The sequence below is a fragment of the Gordonia sp. (in: high G+C Gram-positive bacteria) genome (assembly GCF_047600385.1).
Classification (GTDB): Bacteria; Actinomycetota; Actinomycetes; order Mycobacteriales; family Mycobacteriaceae; genus Gordonia.
In genome coordinates, this window is record NZ_JASGKZ010000001.1 from 3,193,198 (window position 1) to 3,205,694 (window position 12,497).

10 protein-coding genes and 1 pseudogene are annotated in these 12,497 nt (G+C 71.5%); 2 read left to right on the forward strand and 9 right to left on the reverse strand.

The genetic code is table 11. From position 1 onward, the window contains the following. Positions 1–15: 15 nt before the first annotated feature. Complete coding sequence (locus QM809_RS14370) at positions 16–468, forward strand: B-4DMT family transporter (RefSeq protein WP_415046418.1); 453 nt, start codon at positions 16–18, stop codon at positions 466–468. A 224-nt stretch (positions 469–692) separates the two neighbouring features. Here the strand turns inward: QM809_RS14370 and aroB are convergent, their stop codons facing one another. From aroB to alaS, 9 genes and pseudogenes are all read right to left on the reverse strand, one after another. After that, positions 693–1,802: a 3-dehydroquinate synthase gene (gene aroB / locus QM809_RS14375; protein ID WP_415047103.1), complete on the reverse strand. Its 1,110-nt coding sequence runs from the start codon at positions 1,800–1,802 to the stop codon at positions 693–695. A gap of 267 nt (positions 1,803–2,069) precedes the next feature. Next, a pseudogene (locus QM809_RS14380) lies at positions 2,070–2,453 on the reverse strand (shikimate kinase); the annotation flags it as partial. Positions 2,454–2,530: 77 nt separating this feature from the next. Continuing rightward, positions 2,531–3,736, reverse strand: a complete 1,206-nt coding sequence (gene aroC / locus QM809_RS14385) for a chorismate synthase (RefSeq protein WP_415047104.1) — start codon at positions 3,734–3,736, stop codon at positions 2,531–2,533. Positions 3,737–3,799: 63 nt separating this feature from the next. Then, positions 3,800–4,729: a type IV toxin-antitoxin system AbiEi family antitoxin domain-containing protein gene (locus tag QM809_RS14390; protein ID WP_415046419.1), complete on the reverse strand. Its 930-nt coding sequence runs from the start codon at positions 4,727–4,729 to the stop codon at positions 3,800–3,802. 125 nt (positions 4,730–4,854) lie between these two features. Next, a complete protein-coding gene (locus QM809_RS14395; protein ID WP_415046420.1) occupies positions 4,855–5,232 on the reverse strand; it encodes a prepilin peptidase in 378 nt (125 codons plus the stop codon). Positions 5,233–5,328: 96 nt separating this feature from the next. Further along, complete coding sequence (locus tag QM809_RS14400) at positions 5,329–6,153, reverse strand: shikimate dehydrogenase (RefSeq protein ID WP_415046421.1); 825 nt, start codon at positions 6,151–6,153, stop codon at positions 5,329–5,331. Continuing rightward, positions 6,153–8,732 (reverse strand): endolytic transglycosylase MltG, encoded by a 2,580-nt coding sequence (locus tag QM809_RS14405; RefSeq protein WP_415046422.1) that lies wholly within the window; start codon positions 8,730–8,732, stop codon positions 6,153–6,155. Before QM809_RS14405 ends, QM809_RS14400 begins: the two co-directional genes overlap by 1 nt. After that, positions 8,725–9,177 carry a Holliday junction resolvase RuvX gene (gene ruvX, locus QM809_RS14410; protein WP_415046423.1) on the reverse strand — a complete coding sequence of 151 codons (453 nt, stop codon included), beginning with the start codon at positions 9,175–9,177 and terminating at the stop codon, positions 8,725–8,727. The genes QM809_RS14405 and ruvX overlap by 8 nt, the downstream gene beginning before the upstream one ends. Continuing rightward, positions 9,174–11,840 carry an alanine--tRNA ligase gene (gene alaS / locus QM809_RS14415; protein WP_415046424.1) on the reverse strand — a complete coding sequence of 889 codons (2,667 nt, stop codon included), beginning with the start codon at positions 11,838–11,840 and terminating at the stop codon, positions 9,174–9,176. Before alaS ends, ruvX begins: the two co-directional genes overlap by 4 nt. A gap of 181 nt (positions 11,841–12,021) precedes the next feature. Between alaS and QM809_RS14420 the strand changes: the two genes are divergently transcribed. Beyond that, positions 12,022–12,489, forward strand: coding sequence for an OsmC family protein (locus tag QM809_RS14420; RefSeq protein ID WP_415046425.1), 468 nt, complete (start codon positions 12,022–12,024; stop codon positions 12,487–12,489). The last annotated feature ends 8 nt before the right edge of the window (positions 12,490–12,497 follow it).

The window sequence follows — 12,497 nt, forward strand, 5'->3', positions numbered from 1 at the left end:
CGGTACGGTAGCGACATGCGATCGTGGCTCCTGCGCGGCATCGTCATGGCGGCGGTCCACATCGCCGGACGCGTGCTGCTCGGCGCCGCGATCCTCGCCCGGCCGTTCGAGTCTCCCCTGCTCCGGCTCGGCGTCCTCGCGGTCCTGGTGGCGGTCGCCGCTCTCTGGGGCGGATTCGACGGGGTCCGCGATGCGCGCGCCCACCCGGACCCCGACGACGCCGAGGACCTCACCCTGCGGTGGCTGAAGGCGGGGGCGCTCGCCGGTGTCGTCGCCTCCCTGACCTGCTGGATCCTGGGGACGTTCGGGGTCGACGGGATCGGCCCGTCCGGGTTCGTGACCGAGATGGTCGCGGGGACGTCGTTCCTCACCCTGCTGGTCTACGTCCCGGCGTTCCTGGGCGCGGCGGCGGGCCGGTTCGTCGTGCGCCGGGTGCGGCGGCGGACCGAGGAACCGGTCGACGCCTGACCCGCCTGTCCTTTCCGCTTCACCTCATTGGTCGAGTCGGCTTCCCTCGCTGACCGAGCAGGTTTCCCTCGCTGGTCGAGTCGGCTTCTCTCGCTGGTCGAGTCGGCTTCTCTCGCTGGTCGAGCGGAGTCGAGACCACGCGCTCCCCGACGACCACCCGCTCCCCGATCCGGGAGCGAGGAACGTTCGATTCGGTCGGCGGTCGACCGAGCCGTCCGGCGGGGTCAGCCGAGCAGGATGCCTCCACCCGAGCCGCGCTCGCCGGCCACCACGCCGTAGGCGGCGGCGATCAGCGACGGATCCGGGGCCTCCAGACGTCCCGGCTTGGCGAGACCGTCGAGCACCACGAACCGCAGCATGCCCGACCGGTTCTTCTTGTCGCCGGCCATGTACTTGAGCAGATCGCCGAGCGCGTCGGGGTCGTACGACGTCGGGAGCCCGACGGCCTCCAGGATGGTGCGGTGGCGGTCGGCGGTCTCGTCGTCGAGCCGGCCCGCCAGCCGGGCGAGCTCGGCGGCGAAGATCATGCCGACCGACACCGCCGCGCCGTGACGCCACTTGTACCGCTCCCGGCGCTCCAGCGCGTGCGCCAGGGTGTGGCCGTAGTTGAGGATCTCCCGGAGCGAGGACTCCTTCAGATCCGCCGACACCACATCGGCCTTGACCTGCACGCTGCGGCGGATCAGTTCGGGGAGCACGTCGCCGGCCGGATCCAGCGCGGCCTCCGGGTCGGCCTCGATCAGGTCCAGGATCACCGGGTCGGCGATGAAACCGGTCTTGATCACCTCCGCCAGCCCGGCGACGATCTCGTTGCGCGGCACCGTCTCCAGCGTGCCCAGATCGATCAGCACCGCGTCCGGCTCGTGGAACGAGCCGACCAGGTTCTTGCCCGCGTCGGTGTTGATGCCGGTCTTGCCGCCGACGGCCGCGTCGACCATGGCCAGCAGCGTCGTCGGCACGTGCACGACGCCGATGCCGCGCATCCAGGTGGCCGCGGCGAAACCGGCGAGGTCGGTGCACGCACCGCCGCCCAGGCTCACGACCTTGTCGTTGCGCATCATGCCGATCTTGCCGAACACGTCCCAGAGGTAGGCCGCGACCTGCAGGTCCTTGCCGTCCTCGGCGTCCGGGATCTCCACGCGATGCGCGTCGAGGCCGCGTTCGGCGAGGAACTCGCGGATCTGCTCGGCGGTCTGTTTCAGCGGCGGCTGGTAGACGATCGCGATGTGGTCGGCGCCCTCGACGGCCTCACCGAGGTCGGTCAGCAGGCCGCGGCCGATGGTCACGTCGTACGGGTCGGCGGCGCGGACGGCCACCTTCACCGGTTCGGTCATGGTCGGTTCTCCTTCGGTTCTCGGCTTCGACTCGCACTCGTCACCGCGTTCCTCACGCGGCTCAGCCGACGGCGGACAGGGCTCAACTGGCGACCGGTGGAACTCGGCCGATGAGCCAGGCGATTCACACTGTCCGGTCGGCGACCGGCGGGGCTCGACCGACGAGTCGGGCGCGGCATCGACCCGGGGCAAGCCGTCCAGGACGTCGGCGAGCACCCTCGCGACGGGAGCGGCGGCGTCGACGGTCCGGGTGGCGACGGCCTCGTAGGCGGCGGTGCGACCGGCCAGCAGGGTGGCGTACCGGGCCGCGGGGTCGGGGTCCTTCAGCAGCGGACGGTCGGAGTGGGCGACGCGCGCGAAGCCGGCGTCCGGACCGATGCGCAGGTAGACCACGTGGTGGTCGGCCAGGGCCGCGGCGATGTCCGGGACGGTCACCGAGCCGCCGCCGAGGGACACCACGCCGTCGTACGTCGCCAGGACGTCGAGCACCACCTCGCGTTCGAGGGCCCGGAACGCCGGTTCGCCGTCGACGGCGAAGATCTCCGGGATGGTGCGGCCCGAGCGTCGTTCCAGTTCCGCGTCGGTGTCGAGGTAGCCGACGCCCAGCGCGTCGGCGAGGGCCCGGCCGACGGTCGACTTCCCCGATCCCATGAATCCGGTCAGGACCGCGCGGGGCCGGCCGCCGGTGGGCCCGGAGATCTCGGGCACGGGGGTCCCCGGCGCAGGGGTCACGGGCGCGGGGGCCGCGCGTCGATGGCCGCCAGGTACGTCCGGAGGTTCGCGGCGGTCTCGGCCGCCGAGTCGCCGCCGAACTTGTCCAGCGCGGCCTGGGCGACCACCAGGGCCACCATCGCCTCGCCGACCACACCGGCCGCGGGCACCGCGCACACGTCGCTGCGCTGGTGGATCGCGGTGGCGGGCTCGCCGCTGGTCATGTCCACGGTCGCCAGCGCACGCGGCACGGTGGAGATCGGCTTCATCGCGATCCGGACGCGCAGATCCTCGCCGTTGGTCATGCCGCCCTCGGTGCCGCCCGCCCGGTTGGTGGAACGCTCCACGCCGTCGGTGCCGGGCACCATCTCGTCGTGGGCCGCGCTGCCGCGGCGGCGTGCGGTCTCGAAACCGTCGCCGATCTCGACGCCCTTGATGGCCTGGATGCCCATCAGCGCACCGGCCAGGCGCGCGTCGAGACGGGTCTCGCCGGAGACGTGCGAACCCAGCCCGATCGGCACCCCCGTCGCGATGATCTCGATGATGCCGCCGAGGGTGTCGCCGTCACGCTTGGCGGCCTCGATCTCGGAGATCATGGAGGTCTCGGCGTCCTTGCCGAAGGCGCGGACCGGGCTCTCGTCGATCGCGGGCAGGTCGGCGTAGCGGGGCGACGGGCCGTCGTACGGCTCGCTGGCGCCGATGGAGATCACGTGCGAGAGCACCTCGATCCCGAACACCTGGCGCAGGAGGTTGCGGGCCACGGTGCCGGCGGCGACGCGGGCCGCGGTCTCCCGGGCGCTGGCGCGCTCGAGGACCTGGCGGGCGTCGTCGAACCCGTACTTGAGCATTCCGGAGAAGTCGGCGTGGCCGGGGCGAGGCCGGGTCAGCGGCGCGTTCCGGGCGCCCTCGAGTTCGGCCGGGTCGACCGGATCGGCCGACATCACCTTCTCCCACTTGGGCCACTCGCTGTTGCCGATCTCGATGGCGATCGGGCTGCCCATCGTCTTGCCGTGCCGGAATCCGCCGATCAGCGTCAGCTTGTCGGCCTCGAACTTCATCCGCGCGCCGCGGCCGTAGCCGAGACGACGACGGGCGAGCTGTTCGGCGATGTCAGCCGAGGTGATCTCGACTCCGGCCACCATGCCCTCGATCATCGCGATCAGGGCGGGGCCGTGGGACTCTCCAGCAGTACTCCAGCGCAACACGAAGACCCATTGTTCCAGAAGCCCGGCGCGCCGGTCGCAGCGGATGGCCGGTCGGTGTCGTCGAGCGGGATCACCATCGGATCAGGCCAGTCCGAGATGCGTCAACCAGCGGGACACGTGCGCCGCCACCCGACCGTTCTCCAGATCCGCCCAGACCCAGCGAATCACCATCAGGCCCATGCCGCGAAGCTCATCCTCCCGTGATTTCTCCCTGAGCACCGCGTCCTCGACGCTCTCCCCCTTCCTGCGCAGGTCCCGGCGATACTTCTTGATCCCGTCGAACTCTCCGACGAGGCGGCCGCCCCATTCGAAGTCGACTCGGTAGTCCTCGCATCGCCCCCGGTGCCGGACCTGCAGGTCCGGCACCGGCAATCCGGCCAGGATCAGTTGCGCACGACTCCACGATTCACCGACCGACTCCGATCTCCCGTCGGCGAATTCCAGGGCCCGCGCCGCCATCGCCGAACCCACTCGACGGCGGGCATGCAATTCGGTGCGCAGGGCCTCCGGGGTCGCACCGAGCCGCAGTGCTCCGTCGAGGGCGGTCAACGCCTGCGCGAAGGTGCCCGCGCAGGCGAGATCGATGGCCGTCCTGGCCAGGGACGTGACCCGGATTCCGTCGACCGTCACGACATCGGCGGCGGTGAGGACACCGGCGTGCACGCGCCGCCGATGCCGGACGTGGCCTCCGCCCCGACGACCGCTGAACACGTGGACGTGACCGAGATCGGCTTTGAGCAGGGCCAACCGGTGCACCGCCGCCACGGACTGATGCGACAGGACCGGCGGTTCACCCCGACCGGCGGTCGCGAACGCCACGCAGCGATACCGGTATCGCGCGTCGTCACGCTGCGGAGGCGGCGGCAACGCCGTCTGCTCGATGTAGTCGCCGTGCCCGAGGTGCTCCAGCCTCCCCGAAGCGGTCAGCGCGGCGAGTTGGGCGTCGCTGTACCCGGCTCGGAGAACTGCGGAGCGTCGAACGATGCCGTGCCGGTCTGCGATGATCTCCATACAGAATCAGACGCAGCGCACCCCGGTCCGGTTCCATGACACGCCGCAATTCGGCGCACGCGGTCGGAATCGTTTCCCGCGGTCGATTCACAACGACCGCGCGAGACGAAAGCGGCCGCGCGAGGTCAAGGGAGCGCCGCGACGAGCAGGGTCGCGGCCACCAGCGGCGGCGCGTGCGGCACCGTACGACGACGAGCCGTCGCACAGACCGTGACGGTGCCCGCCCCGGCCACCGCCAACGCCAGCAGCGTGCTCTCCGGGGTGCCGGCCAGCACCCCGCACGCCGGGGCCAGTTTCACATCGCCTCCGCCGCACGCCCGGACCAGGAATCCCGCGAGGTACACCGCGCCGAACAGCAGCGCCGCGGCACCGGCCTGCGGACGGTCCCAGGCCGCGGCGACGCCGACGAGCATCGTCGGAAGAGTCAGTGCGTTCGGGATCGTGCCGGAACGGTGATCTCCGACCGCGGCGGCGACGGACAGCATGGCGAGCACCCAGGTCATGCGCCCAGGATGCGGCTCCGGAACGGGCCGTGCGCACGGCCGTCCACAGGCTCGTCGACGTCGTCCCGGGTTATCCCCAGATTCCAGCCGATTCGGCTATTTTGCTGCGAAGACCGCGGCCATCGCTGCACGCGGGGCGGGTCGACCGGTGAACTGCTCCACCTGGCTGTAGGCCTGGTTCAGCAGCATCGTCAAACCGCCGACCACCGTGCCGCCGCGGGCGGAGACGGCTTCGGCCAGCGGGGTGGGCCACGGATCGTAGATCACGTCGACCAGCCGGGCCGCGCAGCGCAGCGAGTCCAGTGCCGGCGCCGTCGCGTCGGCGGGCACGGTGGAGACCACGACGTCGGCGGCGGCGACCGCCTCGGTGAGCGCCGGAGCGGTTTCGAAGCCCACCACGCGGCAGGCGAGTCCGAGCCGCCGGGCCAGCCCGACCACGTCCTCGGCGCGGGCGGCGCTGCGGGCCACCACCGTGAGGTCGTCGATCCCCCGGTCGGCCAGCGCCGCGACCGTGGGCAGCGCGGTGCCGCCGGCGCCGACGACCACCGCACGCGTCGCCTCCGCGGGCACCCCGGCCTCGGTCAGGGCGCCGGCCATGCCGTCGACGTCGGTGCAGTCGGCGCGCCAGCGGCCGTCCGGCAGGCGGACCAGGGTGTTGGCCGAACCGATCAGGTCGGCCCGCGCGGTGCGCTCGTCGGCGAACTCCAGGGCCGCGAGCTTGCCCGGCATGGTCACCGAGAAGCCGGCCCAGTCCGGTCCGGCGGCGGCGACCCGTCCGGGCAGCTCCTCGGCCGTCGTCTCCAGCGCCTCGTAGGTCCAGCCGTCCAGGCCGAGTGCGGCGTAGGCGGCCCGATGCAGGTCCGGTGACCGGGAGTGGCCGACCGGCGAACCGAGGACGGCGGCCCGACGCGGTTCCGTCATCAGCTGCAACCGGTGACGACGAGCTTGTTGCGGCACGCGACCTGGCGGTTCGCCTTGTGCTTGGCGAAGGTCCGCGCGAACAGCGTGGTGCCCTTGGTGTCGACGGTCACGAAGTACAGCCAGTTGCCCTCGGCCGGGCTCTCCACCGCCTCCATCGCGCGCTCGCCGACCGCGCCGATCGGCGTCGCGGGCAGGCCGTCACGCTGGTAGGTGTTCCACTCGTTCTTGTCCTTGTAGGCGTCGCCGCGGACGTCGATGTCGGTGATCTCGGCGGTGTAGTTCACCGTCGAGTCCATCTGCAGCTTCTGATCCCGGTCCAGGCGGTTCAGGATCACGCGGGCGACCTTGGCGTAGTCGTTCTCGTGGCTCACCTCGGCCTCGACGACGGAGGCGACCACCAGCGCGTCGTACGGCATCAGGCCCGACGAGTTGGCGCTGAGCAGCCCCCACGTCTCGAAGCGTGCGACGCTGCGGGTGATCAGGGAGTGCAGCAGTTCTTTCGCGTCCAGTCGCGGATCGATGTCTTCCCAGGCGCCCGAAGCGATCAGGCCCTCGATCCGACGGTGGTCGCCGGACAGGCGCTCCACGGGGGCCTTCGCCCAGTCCGGGACGCCCAGTTCGGAGATGGAGGCGGTCGCGGCGGCCTCCTGCAGCTGCTCCACGGTGACCCCGTAGGTCTTCCCGTCGGCCTCGATCGACGTGGCATCGGCGAGGGCCGCGAAGAGTCCCTCCTTGGTCTTGCCGTCGACGCCCTTCTTGGAGTCGAGCTGCTGACCTTCGGGGATCACCAGGCGACCGACCCGGTGGCTCCTCTCCTCGTCCTCGATCATCGTGACCGCGGTGGCTCCGGAGATGCCCTTCGGGAGGCTGTAGAAGCCCGCGGAGAGCGCTCGGTCTCCGGCCGCCTCGACGAAGGCGTGCTGGCTGCCCACCACACCGGCGTCGGCCAGGATCCGGCCGAAGTCCCGCAGCGTCGACTCCTCGGGGATCTCCACCAGTGCGGCCTCGCCGCCGGTGGTCGAATCGAAGTCCTTGCGCGAGTCGAAGACCCCGATCGCGTTCAGACCTACTATGCCGACCAGCAGCAGAACCGCGGCGATGGCCAGGACGGCGATCAGCGCCTTGCGGTTCTTATGCGGTCGGGCGGGCATGCCGGCCGGCGCTTCGCCGTTCTCGTCCGGACCGGAAACGTCGTCGTGCGACAAGGGATCGTTGCTCTCCAGGATGTCGAAACGGGTCTGCGGACCCGTGGTGATGACCGACTCGGGCGGCACGAACACGCTCTCCCGCACAGTCGGAGTGATGTCCGCGGGCGAGGCCGCCCGGGTGTTCGAGATCCGCTCGGTGGCGGACTCGACCGAATCCACGGCGGGTGCCGACGACGCGGTCACGACGGCGTGGCCGCCGGTGCTCGTCTTGTCGGGGAAGACCGGCTTGTTCCGCGAGGGCGGCGTGTCCGAGGCGGCTGACTCGCCGGGAGCCGCCGACTCGTCCGCGGCCCCTGCGCTCCGCGGAACCTCCGGACGCGGATTCTCTCGGCTCGGTTCCTCCGAACGAGCCTTCTCCGACCGGGACCTCTCCGGGCGCGGAGCCTCGGCGCGCGGCGGGGTCGCCGCCCGCGGGATCTCGGGGACGTCGGCGTCGGGTTCGTCCGAGGCGGGGCCGTCGAGCACCGGGTTCGCCATCGTGAGCGCCTCGTACACCTCGGCCTCGGTCCGGGTCTCGACGTACCCGAAGGGGCCGGGCAGCGGCCCCGAACGCATTGGCGACGGACGCTTCCGCTCACCGGTCGACGGGCGCGGTCGTTCCTCGGCGCCCGGACGCGGGAGGTCACCGGTCACCAGGCGCGGTGCGGGCGGAGACGGCGGTTCGTAGCCCGCGGCGGACTGGGGTTCGGCGAAGGGCCGCGCCTGCGGACTCGTCGGCGTGCGCAACGCCTGCGGTTCGAATCCGGCCGGAACGGGGGCCGTGGAGATGCGCGGTCGAGGCGGCGGGGCCTGCGTCACCGGGGATTTCGGCGCCGGAGACTTCGGCGGCATCGCAGGAGTCTGCGGCGCGGTGGGCGGTGCCGCAGACGGCAGCGGCACGACGGGCGACACCGGTGCGACGGGCGGTACCGATGCCACGGGCGGCGAGGCGGGGGGACTCTGCGGGTCACGCGACTCGGTGGACGGGGCGGGCGGATCGAACGATGCCGGGGGCTCGAAACCGGCCGGTGCCGACGTCGACGGCTGCGCTCCCCGCGCAGCCGACGCCGATGCCTGCTCGGTCCGCTCCTGTTCGGCCCGTTCCTGCTCGTGCTGGTGCTGCTCCGGAGTGGTGAACCCCTTCCGCACGCTCAACTCGGGCAGGGCGGGATCGGCGTACCGGATCTCCAGGTACGGGTTCTTGGAACGATCCGGGCGCCGGTAGTCGACGGTCGGGTCGGGCAGATCGGGGTCGGTGCGTACGAGCGGGATGCTGCCGGTGGTGGTCGGGTCCCCCGGGCCCCGCCGACCCCGGTGCCGGGACGCCGAACGCGGCGTCCCGGGCTGCGACGGCGGTTCCGGGGACTCCTCCGGTCCTTGCTGATCAGTCACTTGAGCCCCATCCTCCGCTTCGTTGCGCGTCGAGCCATCCCTGAAGGATAGCGACCGCGGCTGCTTGATCGATGACGGCGCGCGCGGCCTTGCCCTTCTTGCCGCTGGCCCGCAGGGCCCCTGCCGCGGTCACCGTGGTCAGTCGTTCGTCGTGGTAGATCACCGGAACCGGGGCGATCGCCGCGGCCACCTGAGAGCCGAAGGCCCGGGCGGCCTCCACCGCGGCGCCCTCGGTGTTGCGCAGGGTCCGGGGCAGACCGACCACCACCTGCACCGCCTCGTACTCGGCGGCGATGTCGGCCACCCGGCGCACGTCGGCGTCGTCGGCGGTGCGCTGCACGGTCTCCACCGGCGTCGCGAGGATCCCGTCGGGGTCGCAGCTGGCGACTCCGACCCGGACGCTCCCGACGTCGATCCCCAGACGCCTCCCCCGCGGTGCGATCAACGTTCGCCGATCACGTCGCGGACCCGGCGCAGCGCGGCGTCGATGCCGTCGGCGTCGCCGCCGGAGCCCTGGGCCAGGTCGGGCTTGCCGCCGCCTCGACCGGAGACCAGCGGCGCCAGCTCCTTCACCAGGTCGCCCGCCTTCAGGCCCGCGGCGCGGGCCGCCTCGGTGGTCGCGACCACGAACGGCACCTTGGCGCCGTCCACGGCGAACAGCACGACGACGGCATCCCGGTCGGCGACCCTGCCGCGCAGCTCGGTCGCCAGGCCGCGCAGTCCGTTCGCGTCCACGCCGTCGCCGACCCGGCCGGCCACGACGAGCGTGCCGCCCACGGTCTCGGCGGAGTCGATCAGGCCGCCGACCGCGGCGCGCGCCTGCTCGGCCCGCACGGCCTCCAGGGCCTTCTCGGCGTCCTTCAGTCGGGTCACCAGCTGCTCCACGCGGTCGGGCACCTGCTCGGAGGGCACCTTCAACGACGACGCCAGGCCCGCCATCAGGGCGCGCTCCTTGGACAGGTACCGGAACGAGTCCATGCCGACGTAGGCCTCGACGCGCCGCACGCCCGAACCGACCGAGCCCTCGCCGATGACGGTGACCGGGCCGATCTGCGCCGAACTCGCCACGTGCGTGCCGCCGCACAGCTCCATGGAGAACGGTCCGCCGATCTCCACCACGCGGACCCGGTCGCCGTAGTTCTCGCCGAAGAGGGCGAGCGCGCCCATCTGCTTGGCCTTGGCCAGGTCGGTCTCGAAGGTGTTCACCGTGTGGTTCGCCTCGACGGCCTCGTTGCTGATCCGCTCGATCTCGCCGCGCTGCTCCTCGGTGAGCGGCGCCGACGCGTGGAAGTCGAAGCGCAGGTAGCCGGGCCGGTTGAGCGAGCCCGCCTGGGTCGCGGTGGGTCCGAGGATCTGGCGCAGCGCGGCGTGCACCAGGTGGGTGCCCGAATGACCCTGGGTGGCGCCGTGGCGCCAGCCGGCGTCGACCGCGGCGAGGACCTCGTCGCCCTCGACCAGTTCGCCCTCGTCCACCACCACCTTGTGCAGCCAGACCTGCTTGTTCAGCTTCTGCACGTCCTTGACGGTGACCCGGGCGCCGGCGGAGGTGGTCAGCGTGCCGGTGTCGGCGAGCTGGCCGCCGGACTCGGCGTAGAGCGGGCTGCGGTCCAGGATCACCTCGAGTTCGGTGCCCGGCGTGGCCGAGACCACGCGGGCGCCGTCGGACACCATGCCCAGGACCCGGGCCTGCGAGACCAGTTCGGTGAATCCGGTGAACTCGGTGGGACCGCGGTCGAGGAAGTCGCGGTACACCGACATGTCGGCGTGCCCGGACTTGCGGGCGGTGGCGTCGGCCTTGGCCCGGCTGCGCTGCTGCGCCATCAGCTCGGCGAAGCCGTCGCGGTCGACGTCGAGCCCGGCCTCGGCGGCCATCTCCAGCGTGAGGTCGATCGGGAAGCCGTAGGTGTCGTGGAGGGTGAAGGCGTCGTCGCCGCTGATCCGCGTGCCGCCGGCCTTCTTGGTGGTGCCGGCGGCGTCGGCGAAGAGCTTGGAACCGGAGGCGAGCGTCTTGGCGAAGCTGGTCTCCTCGGCCACCGCGACCGACAGGATGTGGTCCCGCTGCTCGGCGAGCTCGGGGTACGACGGGCTCATGTTCGCGATGACGCACTCGATGATCGCGCGCATGGTCGGTTCGGCGGCCCCGAGCAGGCGCATGGACCGCACGACGCGGCGGAGCAGGCGACGCAGCACGTAGCCGCGGCCGTCGTTGCCCGGGATCACGCCGTCGCCGATCAGCATGACCGCGGTCCGCGAATGGTCGGCGATCACGCGGAAGCGCACGTCGTCGTCCTTGTCGCCGGCGGCGTACCGGCGGCCGGTGAGCTCGGAGGCCAGGTCGATGACCGGTTTGAGCAGGTCGGTCTCGTAGACGTTGTCGACGTCCTGCAGGATGCAGGCGACGCGCTCGATGCCCATGCCGGTGTCGATGTTCTTCTTCGGCAGCGGGCCGAGGATCTCGTAGCCCTCCTTGCCGCCGCCCTCGCCGCGCTCGTTCTGCATGAACACGAGATTCCAGATCTCGATGTAGCGGTCCTCGTCGGCCTCCGGGCCGCCCTCGATGCCGTACTCCGGGCCGCGGTCGTAGAAGATCTCCGAACACGGGCCGCACGGGCCGGGCACGCCCATCGACCAGTAGTTGTCCTTGAGGCCGCGGCGCTGGATGCGCTCGGCCGGGACGCCGATCACCTCGCGCCAGATGGTCTCGGCCTCGTCGTCGTCGAGGTAGACCGTCGGCCACAGCTTCTGCGGGTCGATGCCGTAGCCGCCCTCGGCGACCGGGTTCGTCAGCAGCGACCACGCGAACTCGATGGCCTCGCGTTTGAAGTAGTCGCCGAAGCTGAAGTTGCCGGCCATCTGGAAGAAGGTGTTGTGCCGGGTGGTGATGCCGACCTCTTCGATGTCCAGGGTGCGCACGCACTTCTGGACGCTGGTGGCCCGCTGGTACGGCGGAGTCTGGTCGCCGAGGAAGTACGGCTTGAACGGCACCATGCCCGCGTTGACGAACAACAGGTTCGGATCGTCGAGGATCAGCGAGGCGCTGGGCACCTCTGTGTGTCCGGCCCGGATGAAGTGATCCAGGAAGCGCTTCCGGATGTCATGCGTCTGCACTGCGGTGTCGTCCTCGGAGATGTCGTCGTGGTGTCCCGGCCCCCGGAGAATCCAACGGACTGCGAAATGATGGATCTCGGTCGGGACGGCTGTTGCGACTACCCAGAGTACCGTCGTCGCCCGATCGGACGACCCACCGGCGTCGATTAACCGGTGGACGCACTCTGTCACACTCTGTCGCATGCACGCAGAACACGGGTATCGACTGACCGCGACCTGGGTCGGGAACCGCGGTTCGGGGACGTCCGGCTACCGGGACTACGACCGGACCGTCGAACTCCGGGCCGACGGCCGACCCCCGCTCACCGCCTCGGCCGACCCGGCGTTCCGCGGCGATGCGAGCCGGTGGAACCCCGAGGACATGCTGGTGGCCGCCCTCGCCCAGTGCCATCTGCTCTCGTACCTGCACGCCTGCGCGGCCCGCGGCGTGGTCGTGACCTCGTACGTCGACGAGGCGACGGCCACGATGCTCCTCGAAGGCGAGGGCGGGCGTTTCACCGAGGCCGTGCTGCGGCCGCGGGTCACCGTCGCCGACGCCTCGATGATCGACGCCGCGCTCGCCGCCCACCACGAGGCGCACGAGTGGTGTTTCATCGCGAACTCGGTGAACTTCCCGGTGCGCCACGAGGCGACCGTGACCGTGGGCTGATCAGCCTC